The organism is Pseudoxanthomonas sp. LH2527, assembly GCF_022539275.1.
Lineage (GTDB): Bacteria > Pseudomonadota > Gammaproteobacteria > Xanthomonadales > Xanthomonadaceae > Pseudoxanthomonas_A.
This window is the reverse complement of sequence record NZ_JAKZBW010000001.1, coordinates 239,850-260,707: the sequence shown is the minus strand read 5'-3', so window position 1 is coordinate 260,707 and position 20,858 is coordinate 239,850. Positions and strand designations below refer to the sequence as shown.

The following is a 20,858-nucleotide window of genomic DNA, read 5'->3' as shown; positions in this document are numbered from 1 at the left end:
GCAAGGCGGATGATCGCGTTTTCAGTAAAGGAATGGTCCGCGTGGGCGCCCGGTCTGGTGGACCACGATGCGTGGCGCGCCTGGGCGGCCGCGCCGTGGCTGCCGACGGGCGATGAAACCCCCGCGCTGGCCGAAGTGCCGCCCATGCAGCGCAGGCGCATCGAGCGTCTGGGGCGGATGGCCATCCAGACCGCGTTTTGGTGTCAGCGTGCCGAGGAGAACGGCATGCCGCTCATCTTCGCGTCGCGACACGGCGACGTGTCGCGCTCGATGGAACTGCTGGAAGCCCTGGCGACGGAGCAGCCGCCGTCGCCCACGACGTTCGGCCTGTCGGTGCACAACGCGATCGCGGCGCTGTACTCGATCCTGCGCCGCCAGCGCGGCAACTACCTTGCCCTGGCCGGCGGCATGGCGACGGTCGAGACCGCATGCGTCGAGGCAGCCTCGTTGCTGGCCGATGGCGCGGAGGACGTGATGCTGGTGGTGTACGACGCGCCGCTGCCGGCGATCTACACCGACTTTGCCGACGAACCGGACGCCGGCTTCGCCTGGTGCTGGCGGATCGGCCAAGCCGATGCCGCGTTGCCGACCCTGCGGCTGGCATGGGGGAGCGACCGCCCGGCGGAACAGGCCGGCAACCCGGCACTGCCGCATGGCCTGGACGTCCTGCGTTTCCTGTTGGCGGGCGATGCGGGGCTGCAGTGGCGTTGCGACGACGTGACGTGGCAGTGGCGGCGCGATGCGTGAACGCATCGACCATGCATGGCGTGTGCTGGGCACGGGGCTGAGCTTCCTCGCGTTCGGGGTGGGAGGGCTGGTCCTGGGTCTTTTCTTCCTGCCGCCGATGCTGTGGCTGGTCCGCGATCCCGAGCGGCGGCGGCGCTGGGCCCGGCGCCTCGTGCAGCGCAGTTTCGCCGCCCATGTCGAACTGATGCGGCGGCTGGGGGTGATGACCTACGAGATCCGGGGCCGCGAGCGCCTGGAACGCGACGGGCTGCTGCTGCTGGCCAATCACCCGACCCTGATCGACGTGGTGCTGTTGATTTCCCTGCTGCCGAACGCCGACTGCGTGGTGAAGTCGGCGGTGGCGCGCAATCCGTTCATGCGCGGCCCGGTCCGCGCTGCAGGTTATGTGGCCAACGACGACGGCGCAGGCCTGGTGGAGGACTGCATCGCCGCGGTCCGTGCCGGCGGCGCGCTGGTGATCTTCCCCGAGGGCACGCGGACCACCCCGGGGCAGCCGATGAAACTGCAGCGCGGCGCGGCGAACATCGCCGTGCGGGGCGCGCTGGACATCACCCCGGTGCGGATCACCTGCTCGCCGCTGACGCTGGGGAAAGGGGAGAAGTGGTATCGTGTGCCGCCGGTGCGATTCCACATGGTGATCGATGTCCAGGAAGACCTGCCGATCGCCCCATTCCTGAACGGAATGGCGGGGGCGGATCCACCGGCGGGGGGAGAGGCGCTGGCAGCCCGGCGACTCACGGAACATCTGGCCAACTACTTTGCGGGAGATCCATCGCGTGCAGGCACTTGAGCACGAGATCAAGGAATTGATCATTTCGTCGCTGTCGCTGGAAGACATCTCCCCCGACGACATCGATACCAGCGCGCCATTGTTCGTGGAGGGGCTGGGCCTGGATTCCATCGACGCCCTGGAACTCGGCCTGGCGCTGCAGAAGCGCTACGGCGTGGCACTCTCCGCGGACTCGCAGGAAACCCGCCGGCATTTCGCCAGCGTGCGCGCCCTGGCGGATTTCGTCGCCTCGCAGGGCAAGGCCTGAGCAGGGTCGGCAGGACTGGCAAGATGACCAAGAACGAACTTTTCGACCGGATCGTCACGATCCTGCATGACAGCTTCGAGATCGAGCCCGCGCGCATCACGCCCGAGGCCCGGCTTTACGACGACCTTGACATCGACAGCATCGATGCGGTGGACCTGATCGTGCAGCTCAAGCCGCTGCTGGGGCGCAGCCTGCAGCCGGATGCGTTCAAGTCGGTGCGCACGGTGCAGGACATCGTGGACGTGCTGTACGGCCTGATCCGCGAACAAGCCGCCTGAGCGCACGCCGCGTGCCCGTGTCCAGGATAGGCGCGGCCATCTTCGTGGCGTTGTCGTTGGCGTACCCGCTGGTGGTGTACTGGGCGATGGGTCGCTTCGAGCCGCGCTGGCTGGCGCTGCTGCTGCTCGCGCTCGCCGTGTTGCGCGCCGTTGCCACCCGCCAGGCGGTCTGGCTGGTCGCGGCCGCCGGCGCCGCCCTGCTGGCGGCACTGGCCACTGTCTTCAACGAAGCGCTGCCGCTGAAACTCTATCCGGCCCTGATCAACGCGGTGATGCTGGGAGTGTTCGCGACCAGCCTGGTGTTCCCGCCGTCGGCGGTCGAGCGCATCGCGCGACTCACCGAGCCCGACCTGCCGCCCACCGGCGTGGCCTACACGCGCCGGGTGACCCAGGTGTGGTGCGGCTTCTTCGTGTTCAACGGTGCGCTGGCGTTGGTCACGGCGCTGTGGATGTCGGACCGTGCTTGGGCGCTGTACAACGGCCTGATCGCCTACGGACTGATCGGGCTGCTGTTCGGCGGCGAGTGGCTGGTGCGGCAGCGCGTGAAAGCGGGGCATCGGCATGGCTGAGTGGTGCGCGCTTGCCGACGTCGCCGTGCGCGCCTTGCCGGGTCGCGCGTTCGTGTCCGCAGGCGCGGGCTCTGCGGACCATGCGGCATTCCATCGCGACGTGTTGCGCTGGCAGGCGGGCTTCCGCGCCCAGGCAGGCGACACCTGGGCGCTGCATTTCGATGACGCCGCGCGTTTCGCCGCCGCGCTGTACGGCGCATGGCACGCCGGCAAGACCGTGGTGCTGCCGGGCGACGCGCTGGCCGGCACGCAGGCGCGCCTGCGGACGCAGGTGGATGGCTTCGCCGGGGATTGGCAGCAGAGCGACCTGCCGTTGCCGGAGCAGACGACGGACGCCGACGCGCTGGCGTTGCCGCTCGACGTGGACGCCACGCGCCTGATCGTGTTCACCTCGGGTAGCACCGGCGAACCCGTCGCGATCGAGAAGCGGCTGCGCCAGCTCGATGCCGAAGTGCACGCGCTGGAGAGCGCGCTGGGCGACGGGCTGGAGGGCGTGGCGGTGCACGGCACCGTGTCGCACCAGCACATCTACGGCCTGCTGTTCCGCGTGTTGTGGCCGCTGGCGGCCGGGCGCGCCATCGTGCCGCGGGCGTTCTTTCCGGAAGACCTGCTGGCCGCGATGGAGGGGCGGGATGCGGTGCTGGTCGCCAGCCCGGCGCATCTGAAACGCTTGCCCGCGCAGTTGTCGTGGGCGTCGCTGCACGGGCGGCTGCGTGCGGTGTTCTCGTCCGGCGGTGCGCTGCCGGCGGACGCGGCACACGACACCGCGCGCCTGCTCGGCGTGCCGCCCACCGAGATCCTGGGCAGCACCGAAACCGGCGGCATCGCCTGGCGCCGCTGGAACACCGAACAGCCCGCATGGACGCCGCTGCCCGGCGTGGACTGGCGCGTGCAGGACGGCGTGCTGGAAGTGCATTCGCCGCATCTGGCCGAGGCGGCATGGTGGCGCAGCCAGGATCGCGCGGAGCCGGACGACGCGGGCGGCTTCCGTCTGCTGGGGCGTGCCGACCGCATCGTCAAGGTGGAGGAGCGGCGCGTTTCGCTGGACGCGCTCGAACGCCAGATCCAGGCGCACCCGTCGGTCAAGGAGGCCCGGGTGCTGTTGCTGGGTGGCGCGCGCAGCGCCTTGGCCGCCGTCGTCGCGATGGCCGACGGCGTGCCCGTGCCTGCCGATGCCGCTGCGCGCCGCAGGTTGTCGCAGGCCTTGTCGCGGCACCTGGCCGGTAGCCAGGATGCCGTGACGCGGCCCCGACGCTGGCGCTTCGTGGCGTCGCTGCCGTCGAATGCGCAAGGCAAGGTGACCGAAACGGCGCTGACCGCGCTGTTCCGGCCGGAGCGTCCGGAAGCGCACTGGACCCTGCGCGAAGCCGATCGTGCGCAGGCCGAACTTCTGCTGGACGCCTCGCTGGCGGTGTTCGATGGCCACTTCGCCCAGGCCGCGGTCCTGCCCGGCGTTGCACAGCTCGACTGGGCGGTGCAACTGGCACGGGACGTGTTCGCCATGCCGCCGCGCTTCCTGCGGATGGAAGCATTGAAGTTCCAGCGGGTCGCGCGACCGGGCGACCTGATCCGGCTGGAGATCGAATGGCGGGCCGACCGCAGCACGCTGGTGTTCCGCTACACCTCCGTGCACGGACCGCATGCAAGCGGCCGGGTAGTGTTTGCCGATGACGAATAAGCCCATGCCGTTGCCCGCCGCGTTCCGTCCGCTGGTGGTGATCCCGGTGTTCGACCACGAACACGCCATCGCCACGATGGTGGCGGGCGTGGTGGCCACCGGCGTGCCGTGCCTGCTGGTGGACGATGGCTCGGGCGACGCCTGTGCGCGCGAACTAGATCGGCTCGCGGCCTTGCATGCGCCGCAGGTGCGCCTGCTGCGCCTGCCGGTGAACCAGGGCAAGGGCGGGGCGGTGCTGGCCGGGTTCCGCGACGCCGACGCCCACGGTCATACCCACGTCCTGCAGATCGATGCCGATGGCCAGCACGATCCGGCCGACATCCCGCATTTCCTCGCCGAAGCCCGGGCGCATCCGGCCGCCGTCGTCTGCGGCGTGCCGCTGTACGACGACAGCGTGCCGAAGGGTCGGCTGTACGGTCGCTACCTGACCCACGTGTGGGTGTGGATCAACACGCTGTCGCTCGCCATCCGCGACTCGATGTGCGGCTTCCGGGTGTATCCGCTGCCGCCGGTGATGCGGCTGATGGACGAGGAAACCATCGGGCGGCGCATGGACTTCGACGTGGAAGTGCTGGTGCGCCTGTTCTGGCGCGGCGTCAGCGTACGCAACCGGCCGACGCGCGTGACCTATCCTCTGGACGGCGTGTCGCACTTCGACGTCTGGCGCGACAACGTGCGGATCAGCCGCATGCACACGCGCCTGTTCTTCGGCATGCTGCGCCGGCTGCCACGGTTGCTGGCGCGCCGCGCACCGGAGGCCACGGCATGAGCGGCCGCAGCGAGCACTGGGCCGACATCGGCGAGTCCACTTCGGTGCGCGGCATCCTGCTGCTGTGCGCGGTGCATCGCTGGCTGGGGCGCTGGCCGTTCCGCCTCTGCGTGTACCCGGTGGTCCTGGTGCACTGGCTGCTCAACGGCACCGCGCGTCGCGCATCGCTGCAGTACCTGCGGCGCGCGCACGAGCATCTGGGTGTGCCGGCGCGGCGCCCCGGCATGTGGCAGAGCCTGCACCATTTCGCGATGTTCGCCGAGACCATGCTCGACAAGATCCTGGCGCTGGGCCAGCGCTATCCGGTCGACAAGGTGCGGATGGAGCGTCAGGGCGTGCTGGCACGGGTGCGGTCGGGGCAGGGCGGGCTGATCGTCACCGCCCACCTGGGCTGCCTGGAGTTGTGCCAGGTGATGGCCGAGCAGGTCCCCGGCCTGCGTCTGACCGCGCTGGTGCACACCGCGCACGCCGAACGCTTCAACCGGATGATGCGCCGGCTCGACGAGACCACGCGGGTCGAACTGCTGCAGGTCACCGACCTGGGGCCGGCCGACGCAGTGAAGCTGGCCGAACGCGTGGCGCGTGGCGAGTTCGTCGCCATCGCCGGCGACCGCGTGCCGCTGCGCGGTGGCCGCAGCGTGATCGCCCCGTTTCTTGGTCACGACGCGCCGTTCCCGATCGGCGCCTACGTGCTCGGCTCGGCCCTGCGCTGCCCGGTGTTCGCGATGGCCTGCCTGCACGAAGGAGATGGCTATGCGGTGCAGTTCGACACGTTCGCCGAGCGCATCGAGTTGCCGCGCGGGTCACGCGATGCCGCCCTGGCCGGCTACGCTGCGCAATTCTCGACGTGGATGGAAGAGCAGGTCCGCCGCTCCCCGTACGACTGGTTCAACTTCTACCCCTTCTGGGATCAGGTAACGCATGACGCCCGCAATGAATGACCCCGTGGCGCCCGTCTTCGGCGATGCACCGCTGCGCATCGAGGATGTGGTGGCGCTGGCGCGGCGGCAGGTGTCCGCGGTGCTGTCGACGGACCCGGCGTTCCGCGCGCGGATCGCGAAGGGCGCGGATTTCCTCAGCCGTCTGCTGGAGGAGGAAGGCGTCATCTACGGCGTCACCACCGGTTACGGCGATTCCTGCACGGTCAATATTCCGCCGGCCCTGGTCGCGGAACTGCCGCACCATCTGTACACCTACCACGGCTGTGGCCTGGGCCGCTTCTTGGACCCGGCCGAGACGCGCGCGGTGCTCGCCGCGCGGTTGGCCTCGCTGGTGCGCGGCATGTCCGGCGTCAGCGTGCCGCTGCTGGAAGGGCTGGAAGCGCTGCTGCGCCACGACGTGCTGCCGCTGATTCCGGCCGAGGGTTCGGTGGGCGCGAGCGGTGACCTGACGCCGTTGTCCTACGTGGCGGCGGTGCTGTGCGGCGAGCGCGAGGTGATGCACGACGGCCGCCAGCGTCCCGCCCGCGAGGCGCTGGCCGAGATCGGCATGACGCCGCTGACGCTGCGCCCGAAGGAAGGCCTGGCCATCATGAACGGTACCGCCGTCATGACAGCGCTCGCCTGCCTGGCGTTCCACCGTGCCGAATACCTGTCGCGGCTGGCCACCCGGCTGACCGCCTTCAACGTGCTGGCCAGCGATGGCAACGCGCATCACTTCGATGCCGTGCTGTTCGCCGCCAAGCCGCATCCCGGCCAGTTGCGCGTGGCCCAGCGATTGCGCGAGGACCTGCACAGCGACCGGCCGCCGCGCAACGAGCAACGCCTGCAGGACCGTTATTCGCTGCGCTGCGCGCCGCACGTGATCGGCGTGCTGGAGGACGCGCTGCCGTTCCTGCGCCAGCTGATCGAGACCGAACTCAACAGCGCCAACGACAATCCGCTGATCGACCCCGAGCGCGAGCAGATCCTGCACGGGGGACATTTCTACGGCGGCCACATCGCCTTCGCGATGGACTCGCTGAAGAACACGGTGGCCAACCTCGCCGACCTGCTGGACCGCCAGCTCGCGCTGATCGTCGATGCGCGCTACAACCACGGCCTGCCGGCCAACCTGTCCGGCGCCACCGGTCCGCGCGCGGCGATCAACCACGGCCTGAAGGCCCTGCAGATCAGCGTGTCGGCATGGACCGCCGAAGCGCTGAAGCTGACCATGCCCGCGTCGGTGTTCTCGCGTTCCACCGAATGCCACAACCAGGACAAGGTCAGCATGGGTACGATCGCGGCCCGCGACTGCCTGCGCGTGATCGAACTGACCGAGCAGGTGATCGCCGGCATGCTGATCGCCGCGCGTCAGGCGCTGGCGCTGCGCGAGCGCGTCGGCCTGCAGTCCACCCTGGGTGAAGGGCCGGCGACGATGTACGCCGACCTGCAGGCACGGATTCCCCTGGTGGAGGAAGACCGTGCGCTGGACGGCGAACTGCGCCAGTTGCTGGCCGACATCCGCGACGAGCGTTGGGATGTCTATGCCGGCTGACCTGCGCGACGACCTTACGATCGAGATCCCGCTGAGCCCGGCGTTCCACGACTGCGACGCCATGCAGGTGGTGTGGCACGGGCACTACTTCAAGTACCTGGAAATCGCCCGCTGCGCCTTGCTGCAGCGGTTCGACTACGACTATCCGCAGATGCAGGCCTCCGGCTACCTGTGGCCGGTCGTCGACGCCCGCGTGAAGTACATCCGGCCGCTGCGTTACGCGCAGCCGCTGGTGGTGGCCGCACGCATCAGCGAGTGGGAGAACCGGTTGAAGCTGGATTACCAGATTCGTGATGCCGCCAGCGGTGAGGTACTGACGCGGGCGCACACGATCCAGGTCGCGGTCGACGCCGCTTCAGGCGAGATGCGTTATCAGTGCCCGCCTGTGCTGTGGGAACGGCTGGGAGTCGAGGCGCCATGAAGATGATCCGTGGACGCGTGTTCGCGTTCGTGCTTGCCGTCGTGGCGGTTGGCCTCGCGGCGCCGGCCATCGCCGCCGATCCGCTGGCGCAGGTGCGCGAACAGGTGGCGCAGGTGCCATTGCTGCGGGGCGATTTCAGCCAGGAAAAGCAGGTCGCCGGCTTCAGGAATCCGTTGCGTTCCAACGGCCGTTTCCTGCTGGCGCGCGACAAGGGCGTGGTCTGGACCACGACGGCACCGTTTCCGTCGGAACTCGTCATCACCCGGGACCGCATCCTCAGCCGCCAGCGCGACGGCAGCCGTCGCGTGGAAGTGGACGGCAAACAGCAGCCCGGGCTGCGCAGCGTCAACGCGATGATGTTCGCGTTGATGAGCGGCGACATGAAGGCGTTGACGTCGACATTCGAGGTGAAGGGCGAGCCGGCGGCGACCGGCTGGGCGATGACGCTGGTGCCGCGCTCGCGTCAGCTGGCGCAGGCGTTCACCTCGGTGCGCCTGTCCGGTGACCGCTACGTGCGCGAAGTCGAACTGCGCGAGGCCAACGGCGATTTCACCCGCTTGCGCTTCAGTGGCATGAGCGAGACGCCGGCCCTGTCGCGCGACGAGGCAGCCCGGTTTGAGTGAGCCCGCACTTCTCCTAGCACCCGGCCGGCCGCTGCGGGGCTGGCGTTGGCTGGCGCTGGCCTGGGTGCTGGTGCTGGCCGCCGTAGCCTGGCATCACGTGCAGTTCTGGCAGGCGCCGCGCATCGACACCGACGTGCTGGCCCTGCTGCCGCAGGAAGCCGGCGATCCCGCGATAGGCGAGGCGACCCGGCGCATCGCGGAGAACAGTGCGCGCGATGTCGTGGTCATGCTCGGCGCCTCCGATGCGGACGCGGCGCTGAGGGCGCGGCAGGCGTTCGAGGTGGCCATCGCACGGCCGGCCGCGCAGGCCATGCTGGCGACGGCGGGATCGCCGGAGGACTGGTTCGCGCAGGCACGCGACGATCTGGCGCCGCACCGCGACCGACTGCTGACCCCGGCGCAGCGCGACATGCTCGCGCAGACACCGGCGGACGCGCTGGCCGAGTCGGCGCTGGCCGCGCTGTACGGGCCGATGGGCGCACCCCGGCTCACCGAATGGCGCAGCGATCCGCTGGGGTTGTGGCCGCAGTGGTGGCAGGCGCAGGCGACGGCGTCCGGCATGGCGCTGGATGGCGACGGCCTGCTGCAGGCCGAAGGCCGCCACTGGGCCGTGTTGCAGTACACGCTGCGCACGTCGGCCTTCCGGCTGGATGGCGAGCGTCGATTGCAGGACGTGCTGGATGGCGCGACCGCCGCGGCCACTGCGGCGGCACCGGATCTGCGCGTGCTGAAGGCCGGGGTGCCGTTGCATGCCGAATCGGCGGCCGTGCAGGCCAGCCGCGAGGTCAACACGATCGGCTGGGGCTCGCTGGCGGCGGTGCTGCTGCTGGTATGGCTGGCGTTCCGGTCGCTGCGGCCGCTGTTGCTGGTGGCGCTGTCGCTGTTGGTCGGCTGTGCGGTGGCGCTGACGGTGACCGTGCTGGTGTTCGGCAAGATCCATCTGCTGACGCTGATCTTTGGCGCGAGCCTGGTCGGCGTGGCGGAGGACTACGGCATCCACTGGTTCTCGTCGCGCCAGGGCGTCGCCAATGAACATCGCTGGCCGCTGTTGCGTCATCTGCTGCCCAGCCTGTGGCTGGCGCTGCTGACCAGCGCGCTGGCCTACCTGGCGCTGGGACTGGCGCCGTTCCCCGGCCTGCGGCAGATGGCGCTGTTCTCCGTGGTCGGCCTGGCGGCGGCGTTCCTGACCGTGATCTTCCTGTTCCCGTGGCTGGATGGTGGCCGGGTGCGCGAGACGGCCTTCTCGCGCTGGCTCGGCGGCACCCTGGCGCACTGGCCCAGGATTGCGGGACGTCGTGCCCTGGCGGTGTTCGTGCTCGCGGTGGCGCTGGTCGCCGTGCCGGGACTGATGCGCGTGGAGGGCAACGACGACCTGCGCGGCCTGCAGTCCTCGCCGCCGGAACTGATCGCGCAGCAGCGCGAGGCCGGCCGGCTGCTCGGCATGCCGAGCCCCGCGCAGTTCTTCCTGGTGCAGGGACGCGATGCCGAACAGGTATTGCAGCGCGAAGAACAACTGGTCGCACGGCTGCGCCAGGCCGAGGCGAACGGAGCCGTCGGCGGTCACCGTGCGCTGAGCGACTGGCTGCCGTCGCAGCGCCGGCAGGACGAGGATGCGGCGCTGACTTCGCGGGTCGAACAGGACGTACTGGCGCGGCTGTCGGCGGTGACGGGAGAAACACTGGTGCGCGGCGAGCTGGCCACGACCTCCCTCGGCATCGAGGCCTTCCTGGCATCGCCGGCCTCGCTGCCGGTGCGCCATCTGTGGCTGGGCAAGGTGGGGCAGGGCGTGGCCTCGGTGGTGATGGTCAACGACCGGTCGAAGCTGGAGGCGATGGCCACGTTCGCCGCGCAGGCGGACGGCCTGGACGGCGTGCGCTGGGTCGACCGCACCGCCGATATTTCACGCCTGCTGACGCACTACCGCCACATGATGTCGTGGCTGCTGCTGGCGGGCGTGGCGGTGGTGTTCGTGGTGCTGGCGCTGCGCTATCGCGGGCAGGCGTGGCGCGTCATCACCCCGACCGTGCTGGCCGGCGTGCTGACGGTGGCGCTGCTGGGTTGGCTGGGGCTGCCGCTGCAGCTGTTCAACGTGCTGGCGCTGATGCTGCTGCTCGGCATGGGCATCGACTACGGCATCTTCCTGGTCGAGCACCGTGGCGATGGCCGCGCCTGGCTCGCGATCTGTGTCGGCGCCGCCAGTACCTGGCTGTCGTTCGGCCTGCTGGGCCTGTCGGCCACGCCGGCGTTGCGCGCGTTCGGCCTGACCCTGCTGTTCGGCATCGGCCTGGTCTGGCTGCTGTCGCCCCTGTTCCGGCCCGCGCCGGATGATTCCCCTTTGCACGGACATTCCCCCACATGAAGACGGAACGCACTGACATCCTGATCATCGGCGCGGGACCCGCCGGTTCCGTGGCGGCGGCGATGCTGCGGCAGCAGGGCCGCAAGGTGCTGATCGTCGAGCGCGAGCAATTCCCGCGCTTCTCCATCGGCGAAAGCCTGCTGCCGCAGAGCATGGAGTACCTGCAGGCCGCCGGCCTGCTGCAGGACGTGGTGGAAGCCGGCTTCCAGTACAAGAACGGCGCGGCGTTCGTGCGCGGCGAACGCACCACCGAATTCGATTTTCGCGACAAGTTCTCCGAAGGCTGGGGCACCACCTACCAGGTGCAGCGCGCCGACTTCGACCATGTGCTGGCGAAGGGCGCCGAGCGGATGGGTGCCGAGGTCCGTTACCGCCACGAGGTGTTGTCCGCCGAACCGGGCGAGACCCCGCGCGTGACCGTGCGTTCGCCGGAGGGCGAGGAGTACGTGATCGAAGCGGATTTCATGCTCGATGCCAGCGGCTTCGGCCGCCTGCTGCCGCGCCTGCTGAAGCTGGAGTCGCCGTCGAACTTCCCGGTGCGCGGCGCCATCTTCACCCACGTGCGCGACCACATCCCGCACGACGCCGGCTTCGACCGCAACAAGATCCTGATCACCACGCATCCGGAGCACGTGGACGTGTGGTACTGGACCATCCCGTTCTCCAACGGCTGCTGCTCGCTGGGCGTGGTGGCGGAGCAGGCCTTCCTCGATCGCTATACCGGTACCGAACTGGAACGCCTGCAGGCCATCGTGGGCGAAGATCCCAACCTGACGCGCCTGCTGAAGAACGCGGAGTGGGCCGTGCTGCCGGTGCGCCAGATCACCGGTTACTCGGCCAACGTGTCGTCGCTGTGGGGACCGGGGTATGTGCTGCTCGGCAATGCCGGCGAATTCCTCGATCCGGTGTTCTCCTCCGGCGTGACCATCGCGTTCAAGTCCGCGCAGCTGGCCAGCGAATGCCTGCGTCGCCACTATGCCGGCGAGGCGGTGGACTGGGAAGCCGACTTCGCCGTCCCGTTGCGCGGCGGTGTACAGACGTTCCGCCGGTTCGTGGAATCGTGGTATGCCGGCGGCTTCCAGAAGATCATCCTGCATCCCGATCCGCAGCCGGATATCCGCCGCATGATCTGCTCGATCCTCGCCGGCTATGCCTGGGACAGGAAGAATCCCTACGTCGCCGACACGCAGCGCCGCCTGCAGGTGCTGGAGCAGCTGTGCACCGGCTGATCTCGCTTTTGATGGCATGCCTGTTGGTGTCCGCATGCGCCACGCGGCCGGTGAAGCCGGACGTCGTGCTGCCTTCGTTACGGCTGGCGCCGTCAGCGCTCGGCCATGAACTGGCCGCGCAGCAGCGCCTGGTGTTCCGCTTCGGCACGCAGGTGCGCGAACTGGATGCGCTGCTCGAAGTCGACGCCACCGTCGTGCGTCTGGCGGTGCAGGCGATGGGCCGCACCGGCGTGCGCCTGCAATGGGACGGTAAGGAGCTGGTCGAAGAGCGAGCCGCGTGGTTGCCGGCCGCCGTGCGTGGCGAGCGCGTGCTCGACGACGTGCAGTTCAGCCTGTGGCCGGCCGATGCGATCCGATCCGCGTTGCCCGCCGGCTGGGAGCTGACCGAACGTGGCACCGTCCGTGAGTTGCGCAGGAACGGCCAGGTCTGGTTGCAGCGCGAACAGGTGGATGCCGACACGCTGCGCATCCGCAACGGCGTCGACGGTTACGAGTTGATGATCGAATCGGTGGCCGGCGGAGTGCACGAGCCGTGAGCGGCGACGCCATTTTCCTCAATCACCTCGGCATCGTCTGTGCGCTCGGCGACGGGACCGATGAGGTGCGCGCGGCGATGTTCCGCACCGATGCGCCGCAGGGCGTCGCGGCCAACGACTGCCTGTTGCCGGGGCAGACGCTGGCACTGGGCGCGGTATCGCGTCCGCTGCCGCCACTCGACCATCACCCCACCCAATTGCACGGCCGCAACAATGCATTGCTGCGTGCGGCGTACCTGCAGATCCATGAGCAGGTGCAGCAGGCGATCGAACGCCATGGACCGTCGCGTGTCGCGGTCGTGGTGGGCACCAGCACGTCCGGCATCGGCGAGGCCGAGCAGGCGATGACGCACTGGCACCGGCACGGACAATGGCCGGACGGCTTCCATTACGTGCAGCAGGAGATCGGCGCACCGTCGCGTTTCCTGGCCGCCGAATCCGGTGCGCGTGGCCCAGCGTGGACGATTTCCACCGCATGTTCCTCCAGCGCGAAGGCGATGGCGTCCGCCGCGCGCCTGCTGCGCACCGGGCTGGTCGATGCGGTCATCACCGGCGGCGCCGATTCGCTGTGCGCGTTCACCGTGCGCGGGTTCATGGCGCTGGAGTCGGTCTCGGTGGAGCGCTGCAATCCGTTCTCCGCGCACCGGCACGGCATCAACATCGGCGAAGGCGCGGCGCTGTTCCTGATGACGCGCATGCCGGGGCCGGTGCGGCTGGCGGGGTGGGGCGAAACCGCCGACGCCCACCACATCTCCGCACCCGAACCGCAGGGCATCGGCGCCATCGACGCCATCGACCAGGCGCTGGCGCGGGCCAAGCTGTCGCCGTCGCAGATCGACTACGTCAACCTGCATGGCACCGCCACGCCGCAGAACGATGCGATGGAAAGCCACGCGGTCACCGCGGCGCTCGGCCGCGATGTGCCGGCGAGCGCCACCAAGCCGTTGACCGGGCACACCCTGGGCGCAGCAGGCGCCATCGAAGCCGGCCTGTGCTGGCTGGCGATGACCGACAATCCCCGGCACCTGCTGCCGCCGCACTGGTGGGATGGCGCGGTGGATCCGGAACTGCCGCCGCTGTCCTTCGTCGCGCCCGGCGCCACCGCCCACCGGCCGCTGCGGCATGTGCTGAGCCAGTCGTTCGCATTCGGCGGCAGCAATGCCGTGCTGGTGTTCGGAGGAGAATGATGCGCGAGCTGTACGACATCCAGCGCGTGGTGCCGCACCGCGGGACGATGCGCCTGGTCGACCGGCTGGTCGACTGGGACGAGGACACCGTGGCCGTCGAGCTGCGCGTACCCGAAGAAGGCCCTTTCAGCCACGCCGAGGGCGTGCCGGCCTGGGTCGGCGTGGAGTACATGGCGCAGACCATCGCGGCGTGGGCCGGTTGCCATGCGCGGGCGGCGGGGCGCGCGCCGTCGGTCGGCTTCCTGCTCGGCACGCGCCGCTACGAGAGCCGCGTCTCGTGGTTCCGCGCCGGCAGCGTGCTGCGCGTGGAGGCGATCCGCGAGTTGATGGGCGACAATGGCTTGGGCATGTTCCGCTGCCGCATCCTGGGGGATGGCGAGGAACTGGCGACCGCCAACGTGTCGGTGTACGAACCCGCCGACGCGATGGCCTATTTGGAGAGTACGCAGGAATGAGTGCAGAACAGACGGTCCTGGTCACCGGGGGGAGCCGGGGAATAGGGCGGGCCATCGCGCTGCGGCTGGCGCAGGACGGCTTCGACGTGGTCGTGCATTGCCGCAGCCGCGTGGACGAAGCCGAGACGGTGGCCGCACAGATCCGCGAACTCGGCCGGCAGGCGCGCGTGCTGGCCTTCGATGTGGCCGACCGCGACGCCGCCGCGCAGGCGCTGGAGGCCGACATCGGCGCACACGGCACCTACCATGGCGTGGTCTGCAACGCTGGCATCGCCCGCGATACCGCCTTCCCGGCGATGACCGGCGAGGATTGGGACGCCGTGCTGCGCACCAACCTCGACGGCTTCTACAACATCCTCAATCCGCTGGTCATGCCGATGGTGCGGCGGCGCAAGCCGGGTCGCATCGTCACCCTGTCGTCGGTGTCCGGCCTGGTCGGCAACCGCGGACAGGTGAACTACAGCGCGGCCAAGGCCGGCATCATCGGCGCGAGCAAGGCGCTGGCACTGGAACTGGCCAGCCGCGGCATCACCGTCAACTGCGTGGCGCCGGGATTGATCGACACCGAGATGGTCAGTGGCGAGGTGGTCGACGAAGCGCTGAAGATGATCCCGATGAAACGCGTCGGCCGGCCCGAGGAAGTCGCCGCCGTGGTGGCCTTCCTGATGTCGCCGCAGGCGTCGTACGTCACCCGTCAGGTGATCTCGGTCAACGGAGGACTGATCGGATGAGTCGCAACGATCGACGCGTGGTGGTCACCGGCGCCGGCACCATCAGTCCGCTCGGCCACGACTGGCCCAGCGTGCACCTGCGCCTGCGCGAGTGCCGCAACGCCGTGCGCCACATGGACGACTGGGCCAAGTACGAAGGCCTGAACACCCGGCTGGCCGCGCCGGCGGAGGCGTTCGAGCTGCCGGCCCACTACAACCGCAAGACCACGCGCAGCATGGGCCGCGTGGCGCTGATGTCTGTGCGTGCGACCGAGCTCGCACTCGAACAGGCAGGCCTGCTCGGCGATCCGCTGCTGAAGAGCGGCCGGGTAGGCGTGTCCTACGGCTCGTCCGCCGGCAGCCATGAAGCGGTCGGCGATTTCGGCCGGATGCTCAACGAGCACACCACCGAAGGCATCAACGCCACCACCTACCTGAAGATGATGAGCCACACCGCGCCGGTGAACATCGGCGTGTTCTTCGGCCTGACCGGACGCGTGTACACCACGTCGAGCGCCTGCACCTCGGGCAGCCAGGGCGTCGGCTGCGCTTACGAAGCCGTGCGCAGCGGCAAGCAGGTGGCGATGATCGCCGGTGGCGCCGAACAGCTGGATGCCACCGCTGCGGCGGTCTTCGACACCTTGTTCGCCACCAGCGTGCGCAACCACCAGCCCGAGCTGACGCCGCGCCCGTTCGACGCCAACCGCGACGGCCTGGTGCTGGGCGAGGGCGCCTGCACGCTGGTGCTGGAAGACCTGGAGCACGCACAGGCACGCGGCGCCACCATCCTGGCCGAGATCGTCGGCTACGGCACCAACAGCGACGGCCAGCACGTCACCCAGCCGAGCGCCGACACCATGGCGCAGGCGATGCGGCTGGCGCTGGAAGACGCGGGGCTGTCGCCGGACGCGATCGGCTACGTCAATGCGCATGGCACCGCCACCGACCATGGCGACATCGCCGAAACCGCGGCCACGGCGGCGGTATTCGGCAAGCGCATGCCGATCAGTTCGCTGAAGAGCTATGTCGGCCACACGCTGGGCGCCTGCGGTGCGTACGAGTCGTGGATCGCGTTCCAGATGATGCGCGAGGGCTGGTTCGCGCCCACGCTGAACCTGGAAGAGCGGGACCCGCGCTGCGCCGATCTCGACTACATCACCGGCGAGGGCCGCGAGCTGCAGACCGATTATGTGATGAACAACAATTTCGCGTTCGGCGGCATCAACACGTCGCTGATCTTCAAGCGCTGGTGAGCGGACGGGCAAGGGTGCCCGGCCAGCGCCATCCATGACCACAGGGGGAAACATGACGAAGCGTTCCGTAGCGTTGCTGTTCGCGTTCGCACTGGCGGCGGCCAGCATGCCGGCCAGCGCCGGCAGGCAGGACCCGATGGTGGTGCCTGTCTACGAAAGGGTCGAATCCACCAACGGCATCGCGCCTACCGCCAAGCGTGTCAGCGCGGCGATCATCTACGCCGGTAGGCTGCGGGGCTGGACGGTCGTGGACAGCAAGCCCGGCCAGGTCACGCTGCGTTACGCGCCACGCGAGCACGAGGTGGTGGTGGCGGTGGATTACGACGCCGAGGGCTTCAAGATCTCGTATGTCTCCAGCAAGGAGATGGACTACGAGATCAAGCGCGGCGTCGCCGAGATCCATCGCAACTACAACCGCTGGATCCGGAACCTGGCCCACGATATCCACCAGTCGCCTGTGTTCCACCTGCCCGACATGACGGAAGCGGAGACGGCGCCTACCGCTGCACCGACGTCCTGAGAGGCCGCCGTTCCTGCATGCGATGCCGCGTCCCCATCGCCCCTGCACACGACCCGAACATCCGGCTTGGCACGCTGCATCTTCCCGCGGCCACGCCGCCTTCACCCAAGGAGCTGAACCTTGAAACGACTTCTGACCGCTGGCATGACCTGCCTGCTGCTGGCCGCGGTGCCGGCCTTCGCCGCCGACACCCGCCTCGAACTGCCGCTGCAGGAGCTGCTGGATTCGCCGGAGGCCAAGGCCGCCGGCATCGACGGCAGCGTCCGCTTCTACCTGGCCGGCCAGAAGACGCCCGCGGTGGTGTCGCGCTTCGGTGAGGACGTCACCAACAGGAAGACCAATGGCGTGGGCAAGTCCGATGCCGAGTCCTGCCGCTGGGTGGCGCTGTCGGCGTTGAAGGCGTTGCAGCAGGGCGCCAAGGACCGCGGTGCGAATGCGGTCATCGACATCGTCAGCTACTTCAAGAAGAACGAGTTCCGCAGCGCCACCAGTTATGAATGCCATGCCGGTGGCATCATGAGCGGCGTCGCGTTCAAGGCGACTTACGCGAAAGTCAAATAGCCACCGTCGCAGGTCCCGTGCGGCGGCTTGCCGCGGCCGCACGTGGTCTCAGTCGCCCGGCAGGCGCGTGTGTCGCAGGCGCAAGGCATTGGCCACCACGGATGCCGAGCTCAGGCTCATGGCCACGGCCGCGAACATCGGCGACAGCATCGGGCCACCGAACAGGCCCAGCATGCCGGCGGCGACCGGCACGCCCAGCGCGTTGTAGGCGAACGCGAACGCCAGGTTCTGCCGCATGTTGCGCACGGCGGCTTCAGACAGCGCCTTGGCCCGTGCGATCCCGCGCAGGTCGCCTTTCACCAGGGTGACCTGCGCGCTGGACATGGCCACATCGGTGCCCGTGCCCATGGCGATGCCGACATCGGCCGCCGCGAGGGCCGGCGCATCGTTGATGCCATCGCCGGCCATCGCCACGTGACGGCCTTCCCGCTTCAGACGCGACACCAGTTCGGCCTTGCCGGCGGGACGCACGTCACCGTGGACTTCATCGATGCCGAGGCGCGCGGCGACCGCACGCGCGGTACGTTCGCCATCGCCGGTGGCCATGACGATGCGGAGTCCACCTTCACGCAGTGCACGCAGGGCCTGGGGCGTAGTGGCCTTGATGGGGTCGGTCACCGCGATGCTGCCTGCGCACGCGCCATCGATGGCAAGGAACATCACGCTGCCGCCTTCCGCGCGGATGCGGTCGGCATCATCCTGCAGCGGCAGGATCGAAACGCCTTCCTCCTGCATCAGTACGGCATTGCCGAACGCGAGGCGATGTCCGTCGACTTGTCCGCGGACACCGATGCCGCTGCAGGACTCGAATTCCCGTGCGGAAGAGAGCACCAGTCCGCGGCGGCGCGCTTCCTGCACCACCGCCTGTGCCAGCGGATGCTCGCTGCCGGCATCCAGGCTGGCGGCCAGGCGCAGCACCTCGTCCTCATCGAACGGTGCCAGCGCATGCACCACGTGGAAGGAGGGCCGGCCTTCGGTCAACGTGCCGGTCTTGTCGACGATCAGGGTGTCGACCTTGCGCAGGGTCTCGATGGCTTCTGCGTCACGGAACAGCACCCCGGCCTGCGCGCCACGCCCGCTGGCCACCATCACCGACATCGGCGTGGCCAGTCCCAGTGCACAGGGGCAGGCGATGATCAGCACCGACACGGCGTTGAGGACACCGTACGTCCATGAGGGATCCGGGCCGAACAGGCCCCAGCCCAGCAGGGTCGCCAGCGCCGCGGCGAGCACGGCGAGCACGAACCAGAACGACACGCGGTCCGCCAGCCGTTGCATCGGTGCACGGGTGCGTTGCGCCTGCGCCACCAGTTGCACGATCTGGGCGAGCACGCTGTCGCTGCCCACCTTCTCGGCGCGTATCACCAGACTGCCCGCGCCATTGAGCGTGGCGCCGATCACGCGATCACCGGACGCACGCTCCACCGGCATCGGCTCGCCGGTCAGCATGGATTCGTCGATGTGCGTGCGGCCTTCCAGCACCACACCGTCCACCGGCACCTTCTCGCCGGGCCGCACGCGCAGCCTGTCGCCGACATGCACGTGCGAGAGGTCGATATCTTCCTCGTCGCCATCATCGCGCAGGCGGCGTGCGGTCTTCGGTGCGAGGCCCAGCAGGGCGCGTATCGCATCCGAGGTCTGCGAGCGCGCCCTCAGCTCCAGCAACTGGCCAAGCAGGGTGAGCGACACGATGACCGCGGCCGCTTCGAAGTAGACCCCGACGTGGCCATGTTCGCGGAACGACGGCGGGAACAGCTGCGGTGCGAGCACGGCGACCACGCTGTACCCGTAGGCGGCGCCCACGCCCGTGCCGATCAGTGTCCACATGTTGGGGCTGCGGTGCCGTATCGACTGTGCCCAGCGCTGGAAGAACGGCCACGCGGCCCACAACACGACCGGGCTGCTGAACGCAAACTCCAGCCAGGTACGTACGGTGGTCGGGATGACCGTCAGGTACATCCCGCCCATCGCCAGCAGCAGCGTCGCGGCGCTGAACGGCAGCGACCACCGGAAGCGTCGGCGGAAATCCGTCAGTTCGGGGTTCTCCTCCTCTTCCAGCGAGGGCAGCATCGGCTCCAGCGCCATGCCGCAGAGCGGGCACGTGCCCGGCCCCTCCTGCACGATCTCCGGGTGCATGGGGCAGGTGTACTGCGTGCCCGCCGGTACCGGCGCGGCGTCCGCGGTCGGATGCAGGTAGCGCACGGGATCGGCGACGAACTTCGTACGGCAACCCGCGGAACAGAAGTGGTAGGCCTGGCCTGCATGCTCCGCGTGATGCGAGGTGGCAAGCGGATCGACCTTCATGCCACAGACCGGATCGGTCGCGTGTCCGTCATCGTCGCCGCGACCTCCGGCATGGCCGCCACAGCACGCGAGCTTTGCCGGCTGTTGCAGGGAAGGGTGTCCATGCGCGTGCGCGGAGCGGCTCATGCTTCACCTCCCAGTGCCGAGAGAATCGGGCACTGGTCGAGTGCGCCATGCCCCGGGCACGCATCGATCAACTGGCGCAGGCCGTCACGCACGCGCGTCAGCTCCGCCAGGCGTTGTTCCACGTCGACCAGCTTGTCGGTGGCGGCGGAACGGATGGCCGCCATGTCGCCGTCGTGGGCGCTGCTGAGGGCCAGCAGATCGCGGATTTCCTCGAGCGTGAACCCGAGCGCCTTCGCGCGGCGGATGAAATTCAGCCGCAGCACATCGTCCGCTTCGTAATGGCGGTAGCCGCTGGCACTGCGCGTGGGCGTGGGCAGCAAGCGCTGCTTTTCGTAGTAGCGCACGGTGTCGATGGGGACGCCGGTGCGACGGGACAACTGGCCGATGTTCATGCGGGAACTCCTCGAAGTGCCGGCAGTCTGCACCCTGGAGTACGCTCCAGAGTCAAGGGGTGGAACGGCGTCCGTGCCTTCCCCCTCGGTTCACGGCGTATGCGTGGCGTACGGCGTGGTGCTGCCGTCGCGATGCAGCGCGAGCACGGTGTACGCCGGTGCGTCGACATCTTCCACCTCCATCCCCGGCGAACCCATCGGCATGCCGGGCAGCACCAGGCCGCGTATGTCCGGCTTCTCGCGCAGCAGGCGACGGATGTCCGATGCCGGCACATGGCCTTCCACCACATAGCCCGCGATTTCGGCGGTGTGGCAGGACGCATGCTCGGGCACGATGCCCAGCCGCTCCTTCACCGGGCTCATGGCGTCCTCGATGCGGTCGTCCACGTCGAAGTCCTGCTTGCGAAGGTGTTCCACCCACAGATGGCAGCAGCCGCAATAGGCATCGCGATGGACGGTGATCTTCGGCGTCACGGCCGCCGCGGTCGTCTGCTGCGTGGCCGGCGCAGGCGTCGCCGCGATGGCGCTGTCCACCGGCGCAGGCACCGCCTGCGTGCAGGCGGTGAGGGTGCTGGCGAGCAACAGCAGGCAGGCGAGGCGGGGCAGGGGCGTGTGGTTTGTCATGAAGT

General features: G+C 69.1%; 23 protein-coding genes. 20 read left to right on the top strand and 3 right to left on the bottom strand.

The window, feature by feature from the left end; all coding sequences use genetic code 11:
* Positions 1 to 9 precede the first annotated feature (9 nt).
* The 20 genes from MMG85_RS01140 (at position 10) to MMG85_RS01045 (ending at position 17,407) form a co-directional block, all read left to right on the top strand.
* On the top strand, positions 10 to 747 hold the full coding sequence (locus tag MMG85_RS01140; protein WP_241044205.1) for a beta-ketoacyl synthase chain length factor: 738 nt from the start codon (positions 10 to 12) through the stop codon (positions 745 to 747).
* On the top strand, positions 740 to 1,537 hold the full coding sequence (locus MMG85_RS01135) for a lysophospholipid acyltransferase family protein (protein ID WP_241044204.1): 798 nt from the start codon (positions 740 to 742) through the stop codon (positions 1,535 to 1,537). The genes MMG85_RS01140 and MMG85_RS01135 overlap by 8 nt, the downstream gene beginning before the upstream one ends.
* Positions 1,524 to 1,784 (top strand): phosphopantetheine-binding protein, encoded by a 261-nt coding sequence (locus MMG85_RS01130; protein ID WP_142124726.1) that lies wholly within the window; start codon positions 1,524 to 1,526, stop codon positions 1,782 to 1,784. The genes MMG85_RS01135 and MMG85_RS01130 overlap by 14 nt, the downstream gene beginning before the upstream one ends.
* Positions 1,785 to 1,807: 23 nt before the next feature.
* Positions 1,808 to 2,062 (top strand): acyl carrier protein, encoded by a 255-nt coding sequence (locus MMG85_RS01125; RefSeq protein ID WP_055944868.1) that lies wholly within the window; start codon positions 1,808 to 1,810, stop codon positions 2,060 to 2,062.
* A 17-nt stretch (positions 2,063 to 2,079) separates the two neighbouring features.
* Positions 2,080 to 2,631, top strand: a complete 552-nt coding sequence (locus tag MMG85_RS01120; protein WP_241044203.1) for a hypothetical protein — start codon at positions 2,080 to 2,082, stop codon at positions 2,629 to 2,631.
* Positions 2,624 to 4,309 carry an AMP-binding protein gene (locus MMG85_RS01115; protein ID WP_241044202.1) on the top strand — a complete coding sequence of 562 codons (1,686 nt, stop codon included), beginning with the start codon at positions 2,624 to 2,626 and terminating at the stop codon, positions 4,307 to 4,309. The genes MMG85_RS01120 and MMG85_RS01115 overlap by 8 nt, the downstream gene beginning before the upstream one ends.
* 4 nt (positions 4,310 to 4,313) lie before the next feature.
* A complete protein-coding gene (locus MMG85_RS01110) occupies positions 4,314 to 5,078 on the top strand; it encodes a glycosyltransferase family 2 protein (protein WP_241044201.1) in 765 nt (254 codons plus the stop codon).
* Positions 5,075 to 6,019, top strand: coding sequence for an acyltransferase (locus MMG85_RS01105; protein WP_241044200.1), 945 nt, complete (start codon positions 5,075 to 5,077; stop codon positions 6,017 to 6,019). Before MMG85_RS01110 ends, MMG85_RS01105 begins: the two co-directional genes overlap by 4 nt.
* The gene (locus MMG85_RS01100; RefSeq protein ID WP_241044199.1) at positions 6,012 to 7,553 is read left to right on the top strand and encodes an aromatic amino acid ammonia-lyase; all 1,542 of its coding nucleotides are present in this window, start codon (positions 6,012 to 6,014) and stop codon (positions 7,551 to 7,553) included. The genes MMG85_RS01105 and MMG85_RS01100 overlap by 8 nt, the downstream gene beginning before the upstream one ends.
* Positions 7,543 to 7,974 (top strand): thioesterase family protein, encoded by a 432-nt coding sequence (locus MMG85_RS01095; protein WP_241044304.1) that lies wholly within the window; start codon positions 7,543 to 7,545, stop codon positions 7,972 to 7,974. The genes MMG85_RS01100 and MMG85_RS01095 overlap by 11 nt, the downstream gene beginning before the upstream one ends.
* Positions 7,971 to 8,597, top strand: coding sequence for an outer membrane lipoprotein carrier protein LolA (locus MMG85_RS01090; RefSeq protein ID WP_241044197.1), 627 nt, complete (start codon positions 7,971 to 7,973; stop codon positions 8,595 to 8,597). The genes MMG85_RS01095 and MMG85_RS01090 overlap by 4 nt, the downstream gene beginning before the upstream one ends.
* A complete protein-coding gene (locus MMG85_RS01085) occupies positions 8,590 to 10,956 on the top strand; it encodes an MMPL family transporter (protein WP_241044195.1) in 2,367 nt (788 codons plus the stop codon). The genes MMG85_RS01090 and MMG85_RS01085 overlap by 8 nt, the downstream gene beginning before the upstream one ends.
* A complete protein-coding gene (locus tag MMG85_RS01080) occupies positions 10,953 to 12,185 on the top strand; it encodes an NAD(P)/FAD-dependent oxidoreductase (RefSeq protein ID WP_241044193.1) in 1,233 nt (410 codons plus the stop codon). Before MMG85_RS01085 ends, MMG85_RS01080 begins: the two co-directional genes overlap by 4 nt.
* Positions 12,186 to 12,196: 11 nt before the next feature.
* A complete protein-coding gene (locus tag MMG85_RS01075) occupies positions 12,197 to 12,721 on the top strand; it encodes a DUF3261 domain-containing protein (RefSeq protein WP_241044190.1) in 525 nt (174 codons plus the stop codon).
* The gene (locus tag MMG85_RS01070) at positions 12,718 to 13,908 is read left to right on the top strand and encodes a beta-ketoacyl-ACP synthase (protein ID WP_241044188.1); all 1,191 of its coding nucleotides are present in this window, start codon (positions 12,718 to 12,720) and stop codon (positions 13,906 to 13,908) included. Before MMG85_RS01075 ends, MMG85_RS01070 begins: the two co-directional genes overlap by 4 nt.
* On the top strand, positions 13,908 to 14,363 hold the full coding sequence (locus MMG85_RS01065; protein WP_241044186.1) for a hotdog family protein: 456 nt from the start codon (positions 13,908 to 13,910) through the stop codon (positions 14,361 to 14,363). The genes MMG85_RS01070 and MMG85_RS01065 overlap by 1 nt, the downstream gene beginning before the upstream one ends.
* Complete coding sequence (gene fabG / locus MMG85_RS01060) at positions 14,360 to 15,094, top strand: 3-oxoacyl-ACP reductase FabG (protein WP_241044184.1); 735 nt, start codon at positions 14,360 to 14,362, stop codon at positions 15,092 to 15,094. The genes MMG85_RS01065 and fabG overlap by 4 nt, the downstream gene beginning before the upstream one ends.
* Positions 15,091 to 16,326 carry a beta-ketoacyl-ACP synthase gene (locus MMG85_RS01055; RefSeq protein ID WP_241044182.1) on the top strand — a complete coding sequence of 412 codons (1,236 nt, stop codon included), beginning with the start codon at positions 15,091 to 15,093 and terminating at the stop codon, positions 16,324 to 16,326. The genes fabG and MMG85_RS01055 overlap by 4 nt, the downstream gene beginning before the upstream one ends.
* Before the next feature lie 52 nt (positions 16,327 to 16,378).
* A complete protein-coding gene (locus MMG85_RS01050) occupies positions 16,379 to 16,846 on the top strand; it encodes a hypothetical protein (RefSeq protein WP_241044181.1) in 468 nt (155 codons plus the stop codon).
* A 120-nt stretch (positions 16,847 to 16,966) separates the two neighbouring features.
* Positions 16,967 to 17,407: an excinuclease ATPase subunit gene (locus MMG85_RS01045; protein WP_241044180.1), complete on the top strand. Its 441-nt coding sequence runs from the start codon at positions 16,967 to 16,969 to the stop codon at positions 17,405 to 17,407.
* Positions 17,408 to 17,455: 48 nt separating this feature from the next.
* On the opposite strand, the gene MMG85_RS01040 is transcribed toward MMG85_RS01045, so the two are convergent.
* The 3 genes from MMG85_RS01040 to MMG85_RS01030 form a co-directional block, all read right to left on the bottom strand.
* Positions 17,456 to 19,837: a heavy metal translocating P-type ATPase gene (locus MMG85_RS01040; RefSeq protein ID WP_277399677.1), complete on the bottom strand. Its 2,382-nt coding sequence runs from the start codon at positions 19,835 to 19,837 to the stop codon at positions 17,456 to 17,458.
* Positions 19,834 to 20,229, bottom strand: coding sequence for a heavy metal-responsive transcriptional regulator (locus tag MMG85_RS01035; protein WP_241044179.1), 396 nt, complete (start codon positions 20,227 to 20,229; stop codon positions 19,834 to 19,836). Before MMG85_RS01035 ends, MMG85_RS01040 begins: the two co-directional genes overlap by 4 nt.
* A gap of 90 nt (positions 20,230 to 20,319) precedes the next feature.
* Positions 20,320 to 20,853 (bottom strand): DUF411 domain-containing protein, encoded by a 534-nt coding sequence (locus MMG85_RS01030; protein ID WP_241044178.1) that lies wholly within the window; start codon positions 20,851 to 20,853, stop codon positions 20,320 to 20,322.
* Positions 20,854 to 20,858 lie beyond the last annotated feature (5 nt).

What these genes read in the sequence shown, in the direction of transcription:
- MMG85_RS01040 (WP_277399677.1), bottom strand. Translation starts at nt 19,837, where the DNA reads ATGAGCCGCTCCGCGCACGCGCATGGACACCCTTCCCTGCAACAGCCG.
- MMG85_RS01075 (WP_241044190.1), top strand. Translation starts at nt 12,197, where the DNA reads ATGGCATGCCTGTTGGTGTCCGCATGCGCCACGCGGCCGGTGAAGCCG.
- MMG85_RS01035 (WP_241044179.1), bottom strand. Translation starts at nt 20,229, where the DNA reads ATGAACATCGGCCAGTTGTCCCGTCGCACCGGCGTCCCCATCGACACC.
- MMG85_RS01115 (WP_241044202.1), top strand. Translation starts at nt 2,624, where the DNA reads ATGGCTGAGTGGTGCGCGCTTGCCGACGTCGCCGTGCGCGCCTTGCCG.
- MMG85_RS01110 (WP_241044201.1), top strand. Translation starts at nt 4,314, where the DNA reads ATGCCGTTGCCCGCCGCGTTCCGTCCGCTGGTGGTGATCCCGGTGTTC.
- MMG85_RS01140 (WP_241044205.1), top strand. Translation starts at nt 10, where the DNA reads ATGATCGCGTTTTCAGTAAAGGAATGGTCCGCGTGGGCGCCCGGTCTG.
- MMG85_RS01100 (WP_241044199.1), top strand. Translation starts at nt 6,012, where the DNA reads ATGAATGACCCCGTGGCGCCCGTCTTCGGCGATGCACCGCTGCGCATC.
- MMG85_RS01050 (WP_241044181.1), top strand. Translation starts at nt 16,379, where the DNA reads ATGACGAAGCGTTCCGTAGCGTTGCTGTTCGCGTTCGCACTGGCGGCG.
- MMG85_RS01105 (WP_241044200.1), top strand. Translation starts at nt 5,075, where the DNA reads ATGAGCGGCCGCAGCGAGCACTGGGCCGACATCGGCGAGTCCACTTCG.
- MMG85_RS01030 (WP_241044178.1), bottom strand. Translation starts at nt 20,853, where the DNA reads ATGACAAACCACACGCCCCTGCCCCGCCTCGCCTGCCTGCTGTTGCTC.
- MMG85_RS01065 (WP_241044186.1), top strand. Translation starts at nt 13,908, where the DNA reads ATGCGCGAGCTGTACGACATCCAGCGCGTGGTGCCGCACCGCGGGACG.
- MMG85_RS01125 (WP_055944868.1), top strand. Translation starts at nt 1,808, where the DNA reads ATGACCAAGAACGAACTTTTCGACCGGATCGTCACGATCCTGCATGAC.
- MMG85_RS01090 (WP_241044197.1), top strand. Translation starts at nt 7,971, where the DNA reads ATGAAGATGATCCGTGGACGCGTGTTCGCGTTCGTGCTTGCCGTCGTG.
- MMG85_RS01055 (WP_241044182.1), top strand. Translation starts at nt 15,091, where the DNA reads ATGAGTCGCAACGATCGACGCGTGGTGGTCACCGGCGCCGGCACCATC.
- MMG85_RS01135 (WP_241044204.1), top strand. Translation starts at nt 740, where the DNA reads ATGCGTGAACGCATCGACCATGCATGGCGTGTGCTGGGCACGGGGCTG.
- fabG (WP_241044184.1), top strand. Translation starts at nt 14,360, where the DNA reads ATGAGTGCAGAACAGACGGTCCTGGTCACCGGGGGGAGCCGGGGAATA.
- MMG85_RS01095 (WP_241044304.1), top strand. Translation starts at nt 7,543, where the DNA reads ATGCCGGCTGACCTGCGCGACGACCTTACGATCGAGATCCCGCTGAGC.
- MMG85_RS01080 (WP_241044193.1), top strand. Translation starts at nt 10,953, where the DNA reads ATGAAGACGGAACGCACTGACATCCTGATCATCGGCGCGGGACCCGCC.